This window comes from Azobacteroides sp. (SeqCode) (assembly GCF_055395615.1).
Map to the genome: position 1 here is coordinate 70,023 of NZ_AP014701.1, position 20,221 is coordinate 90,243.

The 20,221-nt window shown below is 30.5% G+C and carries 17 protein-coding genes, 2 tRNA genes and 1 pseudogene; 13 read left to right on the top strand and 7 right to left on the bottom strand.

The annotated features are described in order from the left end of the window. Nucleotides 1–5: 5 nt before the first annotated feature. The 3 genes from ACZ5QM_RS00380 to ACZ5QM_RS00390 form a co-directional block, all read right to left on the bottom strand. Nucleotides 6–1,406 (bottom strand): TldD/PmbA family protein, encoded by a 1,401-nt coding sequence (locus ACZ5QM_RS00380; RefSeq protein ID WP_464182872.1) that lies wholly within the window; start codon nt 1,404–1,406, stop codon nt 6–8. A gap of 488 nt (nt 1,407–1,894) precedes the next feature. Continuing rightward, entirely contained in the window at nt 1,895–2,836 is a 942-nt protein-coding gene (locus tag ACZ5QM_RS00385; RefSeq protein WP_464183341.1) for a ribose-phosphate pyrophosphokinase, read from the bottom strand. Nucleotides 2,837–3,219: 383 nt separating this feature from the next. After that, entirely contained in the window at nt 3,220–4,242 is a 1,023-nt protein-coding gene (locus ACZ5QM_RS00390; protein WP_464183342.1) for a branched-chain amino acid aminotransferase, read from the bottom strand. Nucleotides 4,243–4,384: 142 nt separating this feature from the next. Here ACZ5QM_RS00390 and ACZ5QM_RS00395 point away from each other — a divergent pair, with 142 nt between their 5' ends. The 5 genes and pseudogenes from ACZ5QM_RS00395 to ACZ5QM_RS00415 all read left to right on the top strand — a co-directional run bounded on the left by ACZ5QM_RS00395 (nt 4,385) and on the right by ACZ5QM_RS00415 (nt 9,263). Beyond that, entirely contained in the window at nt 4,385–5,338 is a 954-nt protein-coding gene (locus tag ACZ5QM_RS00395; protein WP_464182874.1) for a methylenetetrahydrofolate reductase, read from the top strand. Between the two features lie 15 nt (nt 5,339–5,353). After that, nucleotides 5,354–6,490 (top strand): DNA polymerase III subunit, encoded by a 1,137-nt coding sequence (locus ACZ5QM_RS00400; protein ID WP_464182875.1) that lies wholly within the window; start codon nt 5,354–5,356, stop codon nt 6,488–6,490. A gap of 17 nt (nt 6,491–6,507) precedes the next feature. Next, nucleotides 6,508–7,485: pseudogene (locus tag ACZ5QM_RS00405) on the top strand (PSP1 domain-containing protein); the annotation flags it as partial. A 460-nt stretch (nt 7,486–7,945) separates the two neighbouring features. Next, the gene (locus ACZ5QM_RS00410) at nt 7,946–9,121 is read left to right on the top strand and encodes an iron-containing alcohol dehydrogenase (protein WP_464182876.1); all 1,176 of its coding nucleotides are present in this window, start codon (nt 7,946–7,948) and stop codon (nt 9,119–9,121) included. A gap of 67 nt (nt 9,122–9,188) precedes the next feature. Beyond that, nucleotides 9,189–9,263 (top strand) — tRNA-Pro (locus ACZ5QM_RS00415). 529 nt (nt 9,264–9,792) lie between these two features. On the opposite strand, the gene mnmE is transcribed toward ACZ5QM_RS00415, so the two are convergent. After that, entirely contained in the window at nt 9,793–11,190 is a 1,398-nt protein-coding gene (gene mnmE / locus ACZ5QM_RS00420; RefSeq protein ID WP_464203017.1) for a tRNA uridine-5-carboxymethylaminomethyl(34) synthesis GTPase MnmE, read from the bottom strand. Nucleotides 11,191–11,277: 87 nt separating this feature from the next. After that, nucleotides 11,278–11,351 (bottom strand) — tRNA-Met (locus ACZ5QM_RS00425). A 331-nt stretch (nt 11,352–11,682) separates the two neighbouring features. On the opposite strand from ACZ5QM_RS00425, the gene ACZ5QM_RS00430 reads away from it, so the two are divergent. The 6 genes from ACZ5QM_RS00430 to ACZ5QM_RS00455 all read left to right on the top strand — a co-directional run bounded on the left by ACZ5QM_RS00430 (nt 11,683) and on the right by ACZ5QM_RS00455 (nt 16,488). After that, nucleotides 11,683–11,907, top strand: a complete 225-nt coding sequence (locus ACZ5QM_RS00430) for a 4Fe-4S dicluster domain-containing protein (protein WP_464182880.1) — start codon at nt 11,683–11,685, stop codon at nt 11,905–11,907. A 56-nt stretch (nt 11,908–11,963) separates the two neighbouring features. Beyond that, nucleotides 11,964–13,163: an FprA family A-type flavoprotein gene (locus ACZ5QM_RS00435; protein ID WP_464182881.1), complete on the top strand. Its 1,200-nt coding sequence runs from the start codon at nt 11,964–11,966 to the stop codon at nt 13,161–13,163. A gap of 54 nt (nt 13,164–13,217) precedes the next feature. Beyond that, complete coding sequence (locus ACZ5QM_RS00440; RefSeq protein ID WP_464182882.1) at nt 13,218–14,291, top strand: 3-methyl-2-oxobutanoate dehydrogenase subunit VorB; 1,074 nt, start codon at nt 13,218–13,220, stop codon at nt 14,289–14,291. Beyond that, entirely contained in the window at nt 14,291–15,046 is a 756-nt protein-coding gene (locus ACZ5QM_RS00445) for a thiamine pyrophosphate-dependent enzyme (RefSeq protein WP_464182883.1), read from the top strand. The genes ACZ5QM_RS00440 and ACZ5QM_RS00445 overlap by 1 nt, the downstream gene beginning before the upstream one ends. A gap of 5 nt (nt 15,047–15,051) precedes the next feature. After that, nucleotides 15,052–15,597, top strand: a complete 546-nt coding sequence (locus ACZ5QM_RS00450; protein WP_464182884.1) for a 2-oxoacid:acceptor oxidoreductase family protein — start codon at nt 15,052–15,054, stop codon at nt 15,595–15,597. 399 nt (nt 15,598–15,996) lie between these two features. Beyond that, nucleotides 15,997–16,488, top strand: a complete 492-nt coding sequence (locus tag ACZ5QM_RS00455; protein ID WP_464182885.1) for a regulatory protein RecX — start codon at nt 15,997–15,999, stop codon at nt 16,486–16,488. On the opposite strand, the gene ACZ5QM_RS00460 is transcribed toward ACZ5QM_RS00455, so the two are convergent. Together ACZ5QM_RS00460 and ACZ5QM_RS00465 are read right to left on the bottom strand one after the other, a co-directional pair. Further along, the gene (locus ACZ5QM_RS00460; RefSeq protein WP_464182886.1) at nt 16,482–17,525 is read right to left on the bottom strand and encodes an endonuclease/exonuclease/phosphatase family protein; all 1,044 of its coding nucleotides are present in this window, start codon (nt 17,523–17,525) and stop codon (nt 16,482–16,484) included. The genes ACZ5QM_RS00455 and ACZ5QM_RS00460 overlap by 7 nt on opposite strands. A 65-nt stretch (nt 17,526–17,590) precedes the next feature. Further along, the gene (locus tag ACZ5QM_RS00465) at nt 17,591–18,253 is read right to left on the bottom strand and encodes a rhomboid family intramembrane serine protease (protein WP_464182888.1); all 663 of its coding nucleotides are present in this window, start codon (nt 18,251–18,253) and stop codon (nt 17,591–17,593) included. 300 nt (nt 18,254–18,553) lie between these two features. Here ACZ5QM_RS00465 and ACZ5QM_RS00470 point away from each other — a divergent pair, with 300 nt between their 5' ends. Next, the gene (locus ACZ5QM_RS00470) at nt 18,554–18,811 is read left to right on the top strand and encodes an acyl carrier protein (protein ID WP_464182889.1); all 258 of its coding nucleotides are present in this window, start codon (nt 18,554–18,556) and stop codon (nt 18,809–18,811) included. A 158-nt stretch (nt 18,812–18,969) separates the two neighbouring features. Then, the gene (locus tag ACZ5QM_RS00475) at nt 18,970–20,025 is read left to right on the top strand and encodes a M20 family metallo-hydrolase (protein ID WP_464182891.1); all 1,056 of its coding nucleotides are present in this window, start codon (nt 18,970–18,972) and stop codon (nt 20,023–20,025) included. The last annotated feature ends 196 nt before the right edge of the window (nt 20,026–20,221 follow it).

The following is a 20,221-nucleotide window of genomic DNA, read 5'->3' on the forward strand; positions in this document are numbered from 1 at the left end:
TACTCTTATTCTCCTCCTACCGTTAACTTTTTAACCAATATAGAGGGGAGTCCATGCGATACTGGACACAACTGCCCATCTTTACCACAAGTCCACCCTCCTTGATCTATTTTTAAATTATTACCTACCATAACAATATCCATTAAAGCTTTTGGACCATTACCTATAATATTAACATCCTTAATAGAATTTGTTAATTTTCCATTTTCAACTAAATAACCTAACTTTACAAAAAATGTAAAATCTCCTACACCAATTTGCACTTGTCCGTTAGTAAAATTATCTACGTATATTCCTTTTTTTACGCTTGCTAAAATTTCCTCCTCACTACAATCACCATTTTCCATATAAGTACAGCGCATACGCGGAATAGGTATGTAGCGAAATGATTGTCTCCTTCCATTTCCTGTCGGCTCTACATCATAATATTTAGCACTGATACGATCGTGAAGATAAGACGTTAAACACCCTTCATTTATAACATATGTCTTTTGACTAGCTATACCTTCATCATCAAAATTAATACATCCCCTATTATAATTTATGCATCCACTATCTACAACAGTAATATGTTTATCACAAATCATTTTACCTAGTTTATCAGAAAAAATAGAAACGTTTTTGCGATTAAAATCAGCTTCAAAAGCATGCCCAATGGCTTCGTGTAGCAAAATCCCGCTACTACCAGAACTCATTACTATGGGCATCTCTCCACCTTGCGGCCTGATAGCTTCAAACATTCTAGCAGTAAGCCAAACAACCTCTTTAGCAATTTCTTCTATTAATGTGTCTGTAATAAAAGACATGTCACGCCTTGCAGCTCGTGAAGCACAAGCATTTTCTATTTTACTCCCTTGTTGCATAGTGCAACCATTAATTAATTGAATCATTGGACGTATGTCATGACAAAGTATACCATCCGAGTTATAATATAAAATATAAGAAATACTATCTTTTAAAGATGCATTAACTTTAATTACTCTCTTATCTAATTCAAATATTCGATTATTCAATTTTTGAAGATATGGAATCATTGCCTTTGCGGATATTTTTTTAAAAAAAATTGGAATAGGATAATAATTTCTAAAGTGTTTTTTTTCCACCTTTACTGATGGAATTACTTTCTGTCCGTCTGCAATTTGGGCTGCTGTTCGAGCAGCTTTTATCATTTCTTCAAAAACAACATTTTCTACAAATGCATAGCCTTGTTTAGCACCTGAAACTACCCGTATCCCCACTCCATAATCAATATGTGTATCTGCTCTATTTATTATTCCATCTTGTAAATACAAAGAATTAGTAATTGTATGTTCAAAATACAAATCAGCATAATTTCCTCCTTTTCCCAACGCTATTGCTATTATTTTTTTCAAATCACCTTTGTCAACATTGAAATGTTCCATCATAATTTCATTGTAAATTAGAGATGAAGAAAAGTTTCATATATTCGAAATATAAAACTCTAAAAAAAAGTTATACAAAAAATGTTCCTATGCTTTTTAATTAATTCTTAATTTTTTTATGTAAAATATAATATTTAATTCATAATTATTGGATTTTTACTGTACTCTCTTATCCATTCTAAAACGAAAACTGCAGTCTATTTATTGGTTTAGTCTCTACATACTCTTATATCCTTAATTAGAATCAAATAAGGGTGATTTTTTATTTATTTATATCAATAAAATCTAGGAAATTACCGCTTTTATGAATTTACTATAACAAATTACGTATTCTCTATACATCCTTATCCAAATCTAAATAGATAATCCTATATTCATTGAATGAGAAATAAAATATCGAAAATATTTCAATACTTTGCAAATACAAACAAAAATTCTAAAATATTGGTAATCTCAATCCAAAAATATATTCATTGTTTTATTTATATTATTCACAGTAACAAGTAAAGAGAACTAATAGAAGCATTGTTACAAACACGAATAATAGCAGTAGCAAATAGTTCAGATATAGAAATGATTTTTATTTTTTCACTTTTTTGGGAATAGGGGATAGTATCAGTAAAAGTGATACTTGTTAAAGCAGAATTATCAATACGAACAGAAGCAGGTTCCGACATTACCGGATGTGAAGCAATGGCTCTAACAGAACTCGCACCTTCTTCCATCATTAAGTCAGCAGCTTTGGTGATAGTCCCAGCAGTATCCACCATATCATCTATTAAGATAACATCCATTCCTTCTACATCCCCAATAATCTTCATATCTGATACTTCATTAGCTTTTTTACGCAATTTATAACAAATAACCATTGGTATATCGAGATGCTTAGCATAAGAATTAGCCCTTTTTGTTCCACCAACATCAGGAGTAGCAATAGTCGGATTTAACAAATTCCACGCTTTAATTTCATCTGTCAATATAGTAGAAGCATATAAATGATCTACCGGTACGTTGAAAAAACCCTGTATTTGGTCAGCATGCAAATCCATTGTAATCAATCGATTAATTCCAGCTACACCTAACAAATCTGCAACTAATTTAGCTCCAATAGCAACACGTGGCTTGTCTTTCCTGTCTTGTCGTGCCCAACCAAAATAAGGAACGACAGCTACAATGGATTTTGCCGATGCTCTTTTAGCTGCATCAATCATCAAAAGCAATTCCATTAAATTATCTGCATCTGGAAAAGTAGATTGGATAAGAAATACATGAAATCCACGAATGGATTCTTCATAGGAAATAGCAAATTCACCATCAGCAAAACACTCAATATTCATTTGTCCAAGAGGACAATTTAATTTTTTACAAATTTTTTCCGCTAGATAACGAGAATTTGTTCCAGAAAATATTTTATAGGGAACTTTTGTCCCCATTTCTTGAGTTGCTTTCATTACTGTAGTTTTTTGATACTAATTAATATTTTAGTCTTTAGTTCCCCCAACACCAGGATAATTAATTACTTTGTCATATTAAATTAACCAGCGGAACAAGTTGCCAAAGCAACTTCAGTTATTTTTGCAATGCTTACTTTTACAATCAATTGATTGCATTCAGACTATTTGAGATTTTTTTCATCAATCTCTATTGATTTTTAAACAAATAAGCAACAAAACAATTATACAATTCTTATCGTTTATATAGACTTTTGTAAGTATTTCCATCCCTCTTTGAATTTTGTTAAAAACAAGATAATCACAGTCTGTAAACATAAAATATTGATTCTTAATCAAATCAATATTTTATTAATTCATATAATTCATTCTTCGACTACTGTTATCCAACCAAATTCGTCTTTTTCATCTCCATATTGAATAGCTTTCAATTTGTTATATAATTCTATACTAATAGGTCCAGGTTTTCCATCTTTGGAAAAGATATATGATTGATTTTTATCAATATCATCTATTCTTGAAATAGGACTAATGACAGCAGCTGTACCACACATTCCAGCTTCTTCTAATGTTATTAATTCTTCAATTGATATTTGCCTTCTTTCAACCTTCACATTAATAGAATCAGCAAGTTGCATCAAGCTTTTATTTGTAATAGAAGGCAAAATAGAATTTGATTTAGGAGTAATATATGTACTATTTTTTATTCCAAAAAAATTAGCAGGTCCACATTCATCAATGTATTTTTTTTCTTTAGCGTCCAAATACAATACAGCGGAATAACCTTTTTCATAAGCAATTTCTCCTGCTACTAAACTAGCAGCATAATTTCCTCCCACTTTATAAGCACCTGTTCCAAGAGGAGCGGCACGATCGTATTCTCTAAAAATACCAACTGAAGTAGTCTTAAATCCTTCCTTGAAATAAGGACCTACAGGTGTTACAAATACCACAAAAAGGTATTCACTTGCTGCTTTTACACCTACTTGTGCCGACATTCCAATCAATAATGGACGAATATATAGAGAAGCTCCACTTCTATAAGGTGGAACAAAGCGCTTATTCTTATTTATCACGGTTATTATTGCCTCCTCAAACATATCAATTGGAATTTCTGGCATTAAAATACCTTGTGCGGAAGACTGCATGCGCAAAGCATTTTCACGCATACGGAAAATTCTAATTTTTCTATCCTTACCTCTAAATGCTTTTAATCCTTCAAAAATTTCTTGTCCATAATGCAAACAAGTAGCTGCTATATGGATAGGTATTTGTTCTGAATCTGTGATTTCCAAAGAACTCCATTTCCCTTCACAATAATATGACCTTACATTGTAATCAGCTTTCACATAACCAAAAGACAACTCTGTCCAATTGATATTTCTCATAATTACTATATCTTCATATCTTAAAGTGTATTCTTTTTCGTTCCACTTCTCCAATATATGAATAAAAATGTTTTGTATAACAAAGGTAATGTTTCAAGTGTGATTTTATTATTATCTTTGTGAGAAATGTAAAAACTCATTTATGAGCATCATTGATTTACTAAATAATAATTCCAAAATAACATTTTCCTTTGAAATTTTACCTCCACCAAAAGGTAATAATTTTTCTAAAGTGTGCGCCATTATAAATAAGTTACGCGAATTTGTTCCGAAATATATCAATATTACTACGCATCATAGTGAAAATGTTTTCAAAGAAAATAATGATGGAACACTTACAAAAATCAGTGTTCGTAAACGTCCTGGAACAGTGGCTATAGCTGCCTCTATACAAAATAAATATCATATTCCTGCTATTCCTCATATCATCTGTAAAGGTTTTACAAAAGAAGAAACAGAATACACTTTGATTGATTTACAGTATCTTGGTGTAACTGATTTATTACTATTACGAGGAGATACCAACAAATTGGAAAAAGATAATTTTTTTTCGAGTAAAAGTCATGAGCATACAACTGAATTAATTAAACAGGTAAATAATTTTAATCAAGGAACTGATTTATTAGGTAATCCTTTTGAAAAACCAAAAACACCTTTCTCTTTTGGTGTAGCTTGTTACCCAGAAAAACACGAAGAAGCTCCCAATATGGAATCAGATATAGCTTTTTTAAAACAGAAAATTGATTTAGGAGCCAAGTATACTGTTACTCAAATGTTTTTTGATAATCAAAAATATTTCGAATTTACATCTCTTTGCCGGAAAGAAGGAATTACTATTCCCATAATTCCAGGAATTAAACCTATTGTTTTCCTTGAACAACTAACCGTTTTGCCAAAAATATTTCACATAGATCTCCCTGAGATACTAGTAAACGAATTGAGGAAGTGTAAAACCAATGAAGAAATCCAACAAGTAGGTATTGAATGGAGTATTCATCAATGCAAAGAGCTAATTAATGCGAATGTTCCAAATTTGCATTTTTATACTTTTATGGCTACCGATAGTGTGCAAAAAATAATAAAAGAAGTGTATTAATTAATAAATGTATTAATGTTTTTTAAAAATGTTGTTGGACAAACAATAATTAAACATCGGTTAATTCAATCAATAAAAGATGGTTTTATTCCCCATGCACAGTTAATTACTGGAAATCAAGGAGTAGGAACGCTAATTTTAGCGTTAGCATATGTTCGTTATCTGTATTGCACTAATCCTCAAGAAGAAGATGCATGCGGGAATTGCCTAAGCTGCCAAAAAATTGATAAACTTATCCATCCAGATTTACATTTTCTTTTTCCTATTGTCAATAGAAAAAGAAAAGAAGGTAAAAAAGAAGTTTTTTGTGATGATTTTCTCCCTGAATGGAAAAAATTTCTACTAACGATGCCTTATGCAGATTTTACTTCTTGGATTGAAAGTATTGGAGAACATAATAATACTCAAGGTCTAATTTATGCAAGAGAAAGTGATAAAATCATACACAAATTAAACTTTAAAAGTTATGAAGCAAATTATAAAGCTGTGATTATTTGGTTACCGGAAAAAATGCATGAGGTAACAGCCAATAGGTTACTAAAATTGCTAGAAGAACCTCCTGAAAAGACAATTTTTCTTCTAGTATCTGAAAATCCAGACAAAATAATTACAACTATTCGTTCAAGGACACAAACTTTGACTATACCGCCTATTGCTGACCATGACTTATTTCAAGCATTACAAAAAAAATATAATTTTCCGAATCAAGATATTCAAAAAATTATACGTTTGGCAAAAGGAAATTATAGAGATGCAATACAGATTATATCTTCCGTAAAAGAAGATAAATTTTATTTGAATCTGTTTACTAGAATTATGCGCAATGCATGGAAAAAAAATGTTTTGAATATAAAAACAGAAGCGGATAATTTTGCTAGAATGAGTCAATATCAGCAGAAAAAAATCTTAATATATGCTCAACAAATGATAAGAGAAAATTTTCTCTATCGCTTACATGAATTTAAAATAAACTACATGAACCATGAAGAAGGTGAATTTGCAATCAAATTTCACCCCTATATAAGGGAAACAAATATCATTGACTTTATGAGAGAATTCGCTTTGGCAGAACAACATATAGAATCCAATGTTAATCCTCGCATGGTTTTCTTCGATTTATTAATGAAAATAATAAAATTATTAAAAAAATAACCAACAAATTAACAATTATGGAATATTGTTTATATAGTGGGCAATGTTGCATTACAGCAAAAGGTTGTTGTGAAAAGCAATGTAACAAACTTAATACATATGACTACTTGTGCGACATTCCAGAACATCAACAAAATACTAATTATATAGAAGTTCAATTTAAAAATGCGAGAAAAGGATATTACCTTAATAACAAAAAGTTAAAATTAAAAAAAGGAGATTTAGTTGTTGTAGAATCTATTCCAGGAAATGATATTGGAATTGTTACCTTAATTGGGCAATTAGTCTTATTGCAAATAAAAAAACGTTTTCGACCGAATGCTGAAATAAAAAAAATTTCCAGGAAAGCCAAACTTATTGACATCGAAAAATTTAAAGAAGTAAAGACCAAAGAATATTTAACAACAATTCGTTCCAGAGAGCTTGCAAAACGTTTGGAATTACAGATGAAAATTAGTTATGTAGAATATCAAGGTGATGGAAGTAAAGCTACTTTTTATTATATAGCTGAAGAACGGATAGATTTTCGTCAACTAATCAAAGATTTAGCTTCGGCTTTTCATGTCCGTATAGAAATGAGACAAATTGGAGTTCGTCAAGAAGCTGGTCAAATTGGCGGAATAGGTTCTTGTGGAAGAGAACTCTGTTGTGCGAAATGGATGAGCAATTTTGCATCAGTTTCCACAGGTGTTGCACAATTACAAGATATCCCCGTTAATACACAAAAATTATCTGGACAATGTACTAAACTAAGGTGTTGTCTGAATTACGAAGTAACTTCCTACATAGAAGCTCAAAAACGTTTTCCTTCTCGTGAAATTCCATTAGAAACTCAATCTAACATATACTACTGCACTAAATCAGATCTGTTTAAAAATCAAATGCATTATTCAACCAATGCTAACAGTGCAACTGATATAATTACTATTTCTACAGAAAGAGCTTTTGAAATAATTCACATGAACAAAAAAGGATATAAACCTTTAACTTTAGAAAAAAAACAAAACAAATAATCTAGTAATCTATACCAAAACATTTAGAGAAAAAATATTAAGTATAGCATTTTCTTCTCTTTTAATTGTTAATTCACTCAACGAAATAAAAAGTGGAATTCGTCACTTTATTTGTAATGGAACAGACACGGATATATAACCCGAAGTGTCTGTAAAAGTTTCTGATATCTATAACATGTTCCTTGAATTGTAATACACAAATTTTTATTCATTTCATAATCTATGGTTGTTTATAAATTATAAAATTCCTAATAAGAATAGATAAACAAAACACAATCGTATTTGATATATATGGTAAATACAGTATACATTTGTATACAATACTTTTTCTATCAATTAAATTATTTAGTACCTTGACAATGAGAATCTATTTTTAAAAAAAATCAGCATCTATTTTTTAAAAAAAACAAAAAACATTCCATCAACATAATAATAAAAAATTATGAACGATTTTAGATTTTGTAGCCCGACAGAATTTATATTTGGGAAAAATACTGTTTGTGAAGTAGCACGATTAGTTAAGCAATATGGTGGTTCCAAAATTTTAATTCATTACGGAAGTAAATCAGCTGAGGAAAGCGGGTTACTAACTCAAATAGAAAAAAGCCTTCAAAACGAATTTATTAAATATGTCAAATTAGGAGGAGTACAACCAAATCCAGTAGACACATTAGTTTATGAAGGGATAGAGTTGAGCCGTAAAGAAAAAGTGGACTTTATTTTGGCAATAGGTGGAGGAAGTGTTATTGACTCGGCTAAAGCAATTGCTGCTGGTATCTGTTACGTAGGTGATTTTTGGGATTTTTTTGAAGAAACGGTAACAATTAATCATGCATTGCCTGTTGCCACTGTTCTAACACTTCCTGCTGCAGGAAGTGAGGGGTCACCAAATACGGTTATTACCAAAATAAACGGAATGTTGAAACGAGGAATAGGTAGCTCTTTGCTTCGTCCGGTGTTCTCTATCATGGATCCAGTTTTAACCTTTACACTCCCTGCATGTCAAACAGCTTATGGTATTGCTGATATGATGGCGCATGTTATGGAACGTTATTTTACCCAAACACAAGGCGTTAACATTACGGATCGCATATGTGAAGCTGTTTTACTTTCTATTATTCATTCAGCAAAAATTCTTACCAAAAACCCAGAAAATTACGATGCTAGAGCTAATATTATGTGGGCAAGTACAATTGCTCATAATGGAATTTGTGGAGTAGGTCGAGAAGAAGACTGGGCTACTCACGCTTTAGAACATGAATTAAGTGCCTTATACAACATAGCACACGGAGCAGGACTTGCTGTTATGTTCCCTGCATGGATGCAGTATGTCTATACTGCAGGGATAGATCGTTTTGTACAATTTTCTATTCGAATATGGAATATTGAAGAAATTGGTAGTAAAAAGGAAATAGCCTTAAAAGGAATATACACTTTAAAAGAATTCTTTTCGTCCATTAAATTGCCTGTCAACTTCAAACAATTGGGAGCTAAAAAATCAGATGTCGATAAATTAATAAATACCTTAAAAATCAATACAAAAGGAAAATTGGGTAATTTTCTCTCATTAAATATGAACGATGCCAGGGCAATATACGAAATCGCAGCAAAAGACTGAAAATTTCGTAAATTTTAATCTGATTTACAAAAATTAATTACCTTTGTGCTCCAATTATCAATTGGGACGAGGTGTAGCGCAGTCCGGTTAGCGCACCTGCTTTGGGAGCAGGGGGTCGCAGGTTCGAATCCTGCTACCTCGACAAATCGAAATACTATAATTGGAGTTTTAAATATTTCAAAGTATTTTTTTGTCGAAAATCATTGCAATCAGCATTTCTTGACAAATTTTTTAAAGTATTGTGTTGTACATATATACAGAAAGAATTTATAAATAATCTTGCTTTATATCTAATATAAAGCAAGATATAATCGCTGTAAGAAAATTTATTTTCCAAGTAGTGTTGATATTTAATTAAAATAAAAAATGATTAAATTTCGAAGCATCCAAATATTAGATTTATTAAAAATAATTTTATAATACCGGATTAATCAATTAATTTTCCAATTAATTGTTGCAACTGTAAGATACAGTCTATAAATACTATTTTTTTTTTAAAAAAATCACTGTACAAATGTATAAAATATTCTCAGATTGATCCCTCATCTAAGTTTAATATTTTAATCTCATGAAATCTTTCAGAGAATCAGCAAAAAGATGAAAATATTTTTTTAAAAAAAACTAAAAACTTACACTTATAATTTGTTATTTCAAATAAAGAATTACGTTGTTTATTTTCCAATACAGAAATTTCTAAATATATTTTCTAATATCTCATCTGTTGTAATTACTCCAGTAATTTCCCCGAGATAATGTGTACACTCATGGATATCTTGTGAAATAAAGTCACAAGATACATCCGTTCTTAGTCCTTCTTCAACTCTTTGAATGGCTTTTAATGCCAATTTTAACGCTTCATAATGTCTTATATTAGTTACAACCACATTATCATAATTTAAATCAGGATTTACAGCATTTAACAAAGTCTTTTCCAAAATATCTACATTTTTTTTATATTTAGCAGACAAATAAATGCGCTCTACAGGAACATGTAGTAAAAATTTTCCTTTCGAAATATACTGTTCATCAGTATCTAGTTTATCAATTTTATTGAATACAATGATTAATTTTTTGTCCTTTATTAAAGGAATAATACGTTCTGTAATATATTTCGTTTCTTTATTAAAATTTGTGATGTCAATAATCCAAATAACAACAAATGCTTTGTTTATTTTCTGATAAGTTCTTTCAACCCCAAGCATTTCTATTTCATCTTTTGTATTACGAATACCTGCTGTATCTATAAATCGAAAAGTGATACCACCAATATTCACCACATCCTCTATAATATCCCTCGTTGTACCGTGAATTGCAGATACAATAGCTCTTTCTTCTTTTAAGAAATGATTAAGCAAAGTAGATTTCCCAACATTAGTTCCACCCACAATTACTACTGGAATTCCATTTTTAATAGCATTCCCTAAGTCAAAAGATTGAACTAAACGAAATAAAGTATTCTTAACAGAGAGAGCTAAATCTAGTAATTTTACATGATCCGTAAATTTTACATTTTCTTCTCCAAAATCTAGCTCTAATTCAATTAAAGAAGCAAATTTGAGTAGTTGAAAACGAAGATCCTTTAATTCTTTACTAAATCCACCTCGCATTTGATTAAATGCTAAACGATGAGCTGCCTCTGAAGAGGCAGAAATTAAATCAGCAATAGCTTCTGCTTGAGATAAATCAATTTTTCCATTTAAGAAAGCTCGTTGAGTAAACTCACCTGGATGAGCCAAACGACAACCGTTATTTAGTAATAACTTGATTATTTCCTGTTGAATATAAACCGAACCATGACATGTTATTTCTACTGTATCTTCTCCTGTAAAAGAGCAAGGAGAGCGAAATACAAATATAATAACTCTATCTAATACCTCACCTTCTTTTTTATATAAAGTACCATAATTTGAAGTGTTAGTAATTTGCTTCTTAATGGTAGTATTCTTAACTCTAGGTATAAAAATTTTGCTTACAATATCAACAGCTTTCTTACCTGAAATCCTTATCATAGCGACTCCTCCTCGACCAGGAGGAGTCGCTATTGCACAAATTGTATTTTCATATTTCATGACTTAACACAATTTCTAAAAATCTACAATGAAACCTCCTATACTATTAGTCAAAACTAAGAAAGTATCTATATACAGAAACACACGTAGCGAGAGGGGGACACGATCCCCCGACCTCATGATTATGAATCATGCGCTCTGACCTACTGAGCTACCTCGCCTTTCAATCCACACAAAAGTAAAATAATATTTACATATTCCAAAAATCAATTCTTATTCTCAATTTTCATATATTTGTCATTATATTTCTTATACAGGATTTATACCTATGTTCAATTTTTACAATAGATTAGACAAAATAAAAGAGGGGGTATGTTTTTTTACAAATGTGAAGATTTTTTTAGCAAAAAAAATCCTTATTCCTAGATGTAAACGATTTCTTCGAAAGAATTAAAAATCACTCAATTAAAATTATAAAGAAAGAAAAAAAATTAAAAAAAAGTGCAAAACAAATATCTTAACTATGGATAAATTTTATCCAATAATAAATTCATGGCAAAAACGAGAGGAAAAGTTTTGATAGATACTGATCGATGTAAGGGTTGTAGTCTTTGTGTGGTAGAGTGTCCACTAAAAGTACTTGCTTTAGGGGAAAAAATCAATAACAAAGGTTATAACTACGTTCAAATAATAAAACAGGAGTGTATTGGTTGTGCAAGCTGTGGATATGTGTGTCCTGACAATTGCATAACTGTTTATAGAGTTAAATGTAGTTAGCAAGTCAAAACAACTATCTGTACTTCTCCTCTATATAATGATAAAAAGTATTATTTATGGATACTAAAATTTTAAAAATAAGCGATTCTGTTAAATGGATTGGAGTATTAGATAATGACATCAGAACTTTTGATATTATTATGGAAACGAAATACGGTACAACCTATAATTCTTATTTTATAAATGCACAAAGAAAAGCTATTGTAGAAACAGTTAAAGTTACTTTTTGGGAAGCTTATAAGGCTAAAATTCAGCAAGCATGTAATCCTCTCGATATAGAATATATCATTATCAATCATACAGAACCAGATCATGCTGGTAGTTTACAAAAACTATTACAAATTTGTCCAAATGCCAAAGTAATAGGATCTGCGGTAACGCTTCAATTTCTGAAATATCAGATAGGATACAATTTTTCTCAAAGAATTGTAAAAGACAATGATATTATTGATTTAGGAAATCAACATTTGACCATAATCAATGCTCCCAATTTACATTGGCCAGACAGTACTTACATTTATTTACAAGAAGAACAAATTCTTTTTACATGTGATTCTTTTGGTGCTCATCTTTGCCATAAAGAAATGTATGATGACCTTGTTGGAAATTATAACGATGCTTTTCAATGTTATTTTGATTCGATACTGCAACCATTCAGTTCTTATTTTTTAAAAGCTCTTAAAAAAATAAAAAATCTTCCAATAAAAACTATATGTACCGGTCATGGTCCTATTTTGAGAACTTATTGGAAACAAATTTTAGAAAAAACAGAGCAATTATGCTTGAAATATCTCAATAACTATCCGATTAAAAATCGCGTGTTAATTGCTTTTGTTTCAGCATATGGATTTACTAAAATTATTGCAGAAAAGATTAAAGAAGGATTAGAAGAAATAGAAGGTATTGAAATAGATTTTTGCGATATTGAAAAAATGGATGCTTCCATAATAGCAGATAAAGTAGCTAAAGCATCTGCGTATCTATTGGGCTCTCCAACTATAAACCAAAATATGTTGCCTCAATTATACCAGATATTTGCATGTATGAGTCCAGTTCGTGAAAAGAATAAACCAGCAAGTTGCTTTGGTTCTTACGGATGGAGTGGAGAAGCATCCCATATTCTAAGTGACAACATTACTAATATGAAAATGAAACTTTTCGAAGAAATATTTTTCATAAAATTCAAACCTCAAGAAAATGATTTTGATAGAATAAAAAAATTCGGTAAAAATTTTGGATTTTTTATCCACAGTTGATACTTTTTTCTAAAAACCTTATAAGAGAGAAATCGGAGTAATTCTTTTTAAGTTATGGAAGAAATAAGACTATTAAAAGGTAATGAGGCGATCGCTTACGCAGCCATTCGCTATGGTGTAGATGGCTATTTCGGTTATCCCATCACCCCTCAATCGGAAATAATGGAAACGTTGATGAAAGAAAAACCATGGGAAACTACGGGAATGGTTGTTCTTCAGGCTGAAAGTGAAATTGCATCCATTAATATGGTTTATGGGGGTGCAGCCTGTGGGAAGAAAGTAATGACTTCATCTTCTAGCCCAGGAATTAGTTTAAAACAAGAAGGAATATCTTATATGGCAGGTGCTGAATTGCCTGGGTTAATCATAAATGTGATGCGTGGAGGACCAGGACTAGGCACTATTCAACCAAGTCAGGCTGATTATTTCCAAACAGTAAAAGGAGGAGGACATGGTGATTATCGAATAATTGTTTTAGCACCAGCCTCTGTCCAAGAAATGGCAGATCATGTAATATTAGGGTTCGATTTGGCATTTAAATATAAAAATCCTGCAATGATTCTCACTGATGGCGTAATTGGACAAATGATGGAAAAGGTGATTTTACCTTCACAACATCCTAGAAAAACTAAAGAAGAAATTAAAAAAGAATACCCTTGGGCAGTTTCAGGTAAACCTAAATCACGAAAACCCAATATTATTACTTCTGTAGAATTAAATTCATTTCTTATGGAGCAGCGAAACCTCAACCTTCAGAAAAAGTACAAGACTATTGAAAAAAATGAAGTTTTGTACGAACAGTTATTCTGCGAAGATGCTAATTACTTGATTGTAGCTTTCGGTTCTGCTGCTCGAATTAGTCAAAAAGCAGTAGAGATGGCTCGGAAAGAGGGAATTAAAGTAGGACTTTTTCGTCCGATTACCTTATACCCTTTTCCAATAAAAGAATTAAATTTTTATAAAAAAAAAGTAAAAAATATTCTAGTTATAGAACTAAACGCTGGGCAAATGATTGAGGATATCAAATTAGCTGTAGAATGTCAAGTACTAGTTAAATATTATGGACGTTTGGGGGGTATTGTTCCTACGCCACAAGAAATATTACAAGAATTGAAAAGACAAAATTAATGGATGATATAGTAAAACTAGAAAATTTGGTCTATACTAAACCTCGTTTAATGAATAATAACACAATGCATTACTGTCCGGGATGTTGTCATGGTATAATACATAAATTGACAGCGGAAGTAATTGATAAAACGGGATTGGAAGAGCAAACTATTGGCATAGCTCCAGTGGGCTGTGGTGTCTTTATTTATAATTATATAGACATTGACTGGATAAGTGCTGCACATGGACGCGCTCCTGCTACAGCGACTGCAGTTAAGAGGTTAAACCCTGATAAGATGGTTTTTACTTATCAAGGAGATGGTGACTTGGCAGCTATCGGAACTGCAGAAACTATTCATGCTTGCAATCGGGGAGAAAATATTGTTATCATTTTTATCAATAATGCTATTTATGGCATGACAGGAGGACAAATGGCTCCTACCACTTTACTTAAAATGTCAACAACTACTTGCCCGTATGGGAGAGATGCAGCTTTAAACGGTTATCCATTACAAATAACGGAATTGTTAGCTCAAATGAAAGGAACTTGTTTAGTAAGTCGTGAAGCTGTTTTTTCAGCAAAAACTATTAAAAAATCTCAAAAAACACTTTACAAGGCATTTAAAAATGCAATGGATGGAAAAGGAACATCGGTCATAGAATTTATCTCCATTTGTGTATCAGGTTGGAGAATGTCTCCTATTCAAGCTAATAAGTGGATGATAAAAAATATGCTACCCATATATCCATTAGGTATTTTAAAAGATAAATAAATTATATGCAGCACGAAATAATTATAGCTGGATTTGGAGGACAAGGTGTACTCTCTATGGGGAAAATATTAGCTTATGCCGGAATTTTGGAGGGAAAAGAAGTAACATGGTTCCCATCTTATGGACCAGAACAACGAGGGGGTACTGCCAATGTAACAGTCATATTGAGCGAAGAACGAATATCCTCACCAGTTGTAAATGAGTACAATATTGCTATTATATTAAATCAGCTTTCTTTGGAAAAATTTGAACAGACTGTAAAAATTGGTGGAATACTTATCTATGATAGATATAGAATTACGAAATTACCCACACGCAGGGATATTCATCTATTCGAAATAGACGCTACAAATGCAGCTCTTAAAGAAGAGAGCACAAAAATATTCAATATGATTGTACTAGGAGGAGTACTTAAAATAACTCAAATAGTAAAAATAGAAAGTATTATAGATAGTCTTAAGAAATCTCTTCCTGAACGCAATCACAAATTCCTACCTATGAATCAACATGCTATTTTAATGGGCATGAACTTAATTCGAGAAATTAAGTAATATAGTCGTATAATCTCAGTAAATCAAATATACAGATTAAACATTTTTTAAGCTAGCTTTTTTCAAAAAAACTAACCTCTTAATTATCCCAAACTGAAATAAGCGTTCATTTTTGGACAAAAATACATTATTTTTTTATGAGCTAACTGGCTTTTCAAAAAAAAGAATTGAACTGGAGATTTCTTATTAATAAAACAATCTTCTCAATTGTTTATTAAAACAATTTCGCTTTTTTATGAAGTATTATAATACAGAAGTTAAATTTATTTTCTTCTCTCGTTATCTTGTCATTTTTTTAATTATAAAATTTGTAATTTTTATCAGTTTTATAAAAAATCAATAAAATATTCTATTATGACTTATAAATTTTCATAGAAAATTTCATCTTTGCATTTTATAATGAAAATAATCAATAACGAACATATACTAGAACAATTAGAGAAATATTGTGGCTATACTGAGCGATGTATTTCTGATATTCGTAAACAAATGTATCGATGGAAAATTCCTCTCAATAAACAAGAAAAAATTATTCAAAGATTGAAAAAAGAAAATTTTTTAAATGAAGAGCGTTATTGTCAAATTTTCATCAACAGAAAAATTCGACGTAACAATTTTCAAGGAATTCATAAAATTAAATATGAATTAGAGCAAAAAAAAATCTCTCAAAATTTAATCCAACAAGCACTTTCCCGAATAAATCTTCAAGAAATTCGTGAACAATTAAAAAAACTGCTGGAGAATAAACGAAAAACAATAAAAGGTAACACTGACTATGAAATAAACCAAAAACTCACACGTTTCGCCTATCAAAGAGGGTTTCCCATAGAAGATATTGAATTTATAATCAAAAATTCTCAATTATTTCAAAAGGATATGAACAGTCAATAATCCATAAATTGTAAATAAGTCTGCACAGGATAATGGTCTGATTTTTTCAATTTTCCAACCATTGCATGGTAAGCTCTCATATTTTTACTATGAAAAATATAATCTATTCTAAAAAGAAAATAACTTGAATTAAAACTAACCCCCATTCCATAACCACTTTCTACAAAAGCATCTTCTAAGTTTCCTCTTATTTTACGATAAGTGGAAGAAATAGGTGTGTCATTAAAGTCTCCACAGACTATAACATAAGGATTTTTATTTTTTCTAATCATTTTTGCAATAATAGAGCTTTGTTCAGCTCGTATCTTAAACGCTGGAGTTAACCTGTGAAATATTACATGCACAAATGTTTTTAATTTCTGAACACGAGGTAATTTAATCAAATTATAAAAATCCATTCTCTCACTTTCCGAAATTTTATTCGACTCTAAATGGCAATTTAAAATAGTAACCTTCCTCCCATTTATATCTAATTCTGTAATCAATGCCCCATTGTATAAACTTTTAAAAGGGACTTTTTTTGCAGATAAAATCGGATATTTAGAAAACAAAGCTACTCCACATGGAAGAAAAAAATAATAAGGTGTTGCTCTTAAAGCATTCCGTATAGCAAATAATTTAAGTTTATTCCCTGGGTTAAACTCTTGAAAACAAATAATGTCTGGATTTTGGTTAACTACATATCGTAGTATTGAATTAGAATTTTCTTTCGTATTCTCTTCACAATTCCAAAAATGCATTACATTATAAGTTAGTATATGAATACATCCTTCAGGGATACTTTTAGTTGTATTGTGAATAGGAAAATAAGTATAGATGGCTTCTCTACAGATTATAAATACGACTAAAATAACAAATGTTTGTTTCCATTTTTTAAATATCAACCAAAAAAAAAGAAACAAAATATTAAGAATAAAAATGAATGGAAAAAACAATCCAAAATAAGCGATATAAGAAAAAGTGAGAGGAGATATTCTATCTGAAAAAGAGGAAATAATCAAAAAAAACAAACTCACATAAGTAACAAATTTGAACATTTCATTATAAAAATTTTATTAATAGTATCCACCAGCTACTATTTTTTACTTAATCTCTAAAAATATTAACTTTTCCTTTTCCAATAAAGAATCATAAAAATTCCAAACAACATCCCTCCTAAATGAGCAAAATGAGCTACATTATCATCTGAACAATTAGATACTCCACAAAAGAATTCGAGTATTCCATATCCTAAAACAAAATACTTTGCTTTAATCGGAATAGGAATAAACATCATATAGAGAGAAGTTTCTGGGAAAAGCATACCAAAAGCTAACAATAAACCAAAAATAGCACCAGAAGCTCCAATAGTTACAGGAATAAAATCATATATGTATAATAATTCCTGAGAACCCAATTCTAAGCCCAAATGAATTTTTATATAAAATACTACTAGCTGAACTAATCCTGCTCCAATACCAGTAACAACATAATAGGTAAAAAAACGTCTCCGTCCCCAAACTATTTCTATAGTTCCACCAAACATAAACAAGGCGAACATGTTAAAAAATAAATGCGAAAATGTTTCATGGACAAACATATAAGTAATCAATTGATAAAGAAAAAATCCTCTTGATTGAACATAATGTAACCCAAAAATATCAACCAGTCTTATTCCAAAGAGTTTGGATAAACTACAAGTTATCCAAACAAATACATTAATAGTTAAAATATTTCGGGTAACTTGAGGAAGTTTAAATCCATTATTCAACATAAAATATTTCATTGACATAGGATTACAAACGTACAAAATTTTAGTAATTTTTTCATTTAATCTCTAATTAAATTTGAACCACAGATTTTAAATTGAAATAAGTTTCAATTTTTGTTATTCTGAAAGCAATTTTTAACTCTATTATCGGAAGAACCCTGTCACAACTAGATAAATTCCACTGAAGTTTGATTAAATAAAAAGAGAAAATTTTGGTAAAAAAAAAAAATATCATACCTTTACAGTGTTCTTTGTTTTTTCTAAAAAAGCTATTAAAAATTCAAAATTGAAGTTAAATTTAAATCAAAAAAATGTATGTCTCAAATCTCAGAACGAGTTGTAGAACTCATTTCAGAAAAGTTGAATGTGGAAAAATCGGAAGTTACACCTGAAGCTGACTTCGCAAATAGCTTAGGAGCTGATTCGCTGGATACTGTAGAACTGATTATGGATTTAGAAAAAGAATTTAATATGAATCCTATTCCGAACGACGAGTCTACTGTTATAAAAACAGTGGGGGATGCCGTTGCATATATAGAGGCTCATGCAAATGAAGCACAACAAAAAAGCTAAAAATTCTCTCTACAAAATACTACTCAAAACTTAAAAAGACAAGACAATTCTCAAAAATTGGTTGTTTTTTCTTTTTAGTATGATTTCTCTGTATTGATACTTAGAAAAAATTGTAAACTGATATCAAGTCAGTTAGTAGTAAATTTATTTCGGGTTACATGTTTCTTCTTACTAAAAAAGCGTTGAATTTACTGAAAAAATTAATATCCATCCCTTCCTTTAGTCGAGAAGAAACAGAAGTATCAAACTGGTTAGAATCTTTTTTGATAAAAGAAAATTTTTATCCTAAAAGAAAGAAAAATAATATTTGGTTACTGTCCGATAAATGGGATGATATGAAGCCTACAATTCTACTTAATTCTCATATTGACACAGTAAAGCCAGTACACAGTTGGACTAGAAATCCTTTCTCTCCTTCGGAAGAAAACAAAAAATTATATGGGTTGGGAAGTAATGATGCAGGAGCTTCATTAGTGACTTTACTCCAGTCTTTCTTCATACTTACGTCTCGTTGGCAACCAAACAATTTTATTTTTTTAGCTTCTTGTGAAGAAGAAATTTCTGGAACAGAAGGTATCGAATCTGTTTTGTCAGAGCTTCCACCAATTACATTGGCAGTTGTAGGAGAACCTACAGAAATGCAACCTGCAGTTGCAGAACGAGGTTTAATGGTTTTAGATGGAGCAGTTTATGGCGAATCTGGACATGCTGCAAGAAACGAAGGTATAAATGCTATTTATAAAACAATTCCTATAATAAATTGGCTTCAAAATTTGCAATTCCCTTTAAAAAGCGATTGGCTTGGAAATGTAAAAACTACTGTAACAATGATTCAAGCTGGAGTACAACACAATATTATTCCAGATATTTGTCGATTTACTGTGGACATAAGAAGTAATGAATACTACACTAATAAACAACTTTTTGAAAAAATAGATCGTACTTGTCTATGCGAAATCAAAGCTCGTTCTTTTAGATTAAACTCATCACAAATATCGCTCGATCACCCATTAATAAAAAGAGCTAAAAGTTTTGGGTTAACCCCATTTGGAAGTCTCACACTTTCTGACCAGGCTTTGATGAATTTTCCATCTTTGAAAATTGGCCCAGGAAAATCCTCTCGTTCGCACACAGCAGACGAGTTTATTTATCTATCAGAAATAGAAAAAGCTATAAAACTTTATTTCTATTTATTAAATAATTTGACTTTATAAAAAACTATTCTTGTAAAATTATTTAGACACAGATTTAAAATGACACGACGATTACATCCTAAAATCTCTTTACTAGGAAGTAGAATAGCCTTAATATATAGATGATTCTAGATAAAAACATCGCTGATAATCTCTCTTTTATTATCTTTTAAAGATTTCTTTGGAATATATTCCTTTTTTTCAATTTCGAACTTCC

What these genes read in the sequence shown, in the direction of transcription:
- ACZ5QM_RS00380 (WP_464182872.1), bottom strand. Translation starts at nt 1,406, where the DNA reads ATGATGGAACATTTCAATGTTGACAAAGGTGATTTGAAAAAAATAATA.
- ACZ5QM_RS00385 (WP_464183341.1), bottom strand. Translation starts at nt 2,836, where the DNA reads ATGGGGACAAAAGTTCCCTATAAAATATTTTCTGGAACAAATTCTCGT.
- ACZ5QM_RS00390 (WP_464183342.1), bottom strand. Translation starts at nt 4,242, where the DNA reads ATGAGAAATATCAATTGGACAGAGTTGTCTTTTGGTTATGTGAAAGCT.
- ACZ5QM_RS00395 (WP_464182874.1), top strand. Translation starts at nt 4,385, where the DNA reads ATGAGCATCATTGATTTACTAAATAATAATTCCAAAATAACATTTTCC.
- ACZ5QM_RS00400 (WP_464182875.1), top strand. Translation starts at nt 5,354, where the DNA reads ATGTTTTTTAAAAATGTTGTTGGACAAACAATAATTAAACATCGGTTA.
- ACZ5QM_RS00410 (WP_464182876.1), top strand. Translation starts at nt 7,946, where the DNA reads ATGAACGATTTTAGATTTTGTAGCCCGACAGAATTTATATTTGGGAAA.
- mnmE (WP_464203017.1), bottom strand. Translation starts at nt 11,190, where the DNA reads ATGAAATATGAAAATACAATTTGTGCAATAGCGACTCCTCCTGGTCGA.
- ACZ5QM_RS00430 (WP_464182880.1), top strand. Translation starts at nt 11,683, where the DNA reads ATGGCAAAAACGAGAGGAAAAGTTTTGATAGATACTGATCGATGTAAG.
- ACZ5QM_RS00435 (WP_464182881.1), top strand. Translation starts at nt 11,964, where the DNA reads ATGGATACTAAAATTTTAAAAATAAGCGATTCTGTTAAATGGATTGGA.
- ACZ5QM_RS00440 (WP_464182882.1), top strand. Translation starts at nt 13,218, where the DNA reads ATGGAAGAAATAAGACTATTAAAAGGTAATGAGGCGATCGCTTACGCA.
- ACZ5QM_RS00445 (WP_464182883.1), top strand. Translation starts at nt 14,291, where the DNA reads ATGGATGATATAGTAAAACTAGAAAATTTGGTCTATACTAAACCTCGT.
- ACZ5QM_RS00450 (WP_464182884.1), top strand. Translation starts at nt 15,052, where the DNA reads ATGCAGCACGAAATAATTATAGCTGGATTTGGAGGACAAGGTGTACTC.
- ACZ5QM_RS00455 (WP_464182885.1), top strand. Translation starts at nt 15,997, where the DNA reads ATGAAAATAATCAATAACGAACATATACTAGAACAATTAGAGAAATAT.
- ACZ5QM_RS00460 (WP_464182886.1), bottom strand. Translation starts at nt 17,525, where the DNA reads ATGTTCAAATTTGTTACTTATGTGAGTTTGTTTTTTTTGATTATTTCC.
- ACZ5QM_RS00465 (WP_464182888.1), bottom strand. Translation starts at nt 18,253, where the DNA reads ATGAAATATTTTATGTTGAATAATGGATTTAAACTTCCTCAAGTTACC.
- ACZ5QM_RS00470 (WP_464182889.1), top strand. Translation starts at nt 18,554, where the DNA reads ATGTCTCAAATCTCAGAACGAGTTGTAGAACTCATTTCAGAAAAGTTG.
- ACZ5QM_RS00475 (WP_464182891.1), top strand. Translation starts at nt 18,970, where the DNA reads ATGTTTCTTCTTACTAAAAAAGCGTTGAATTTACTGAAAAAATTAATA.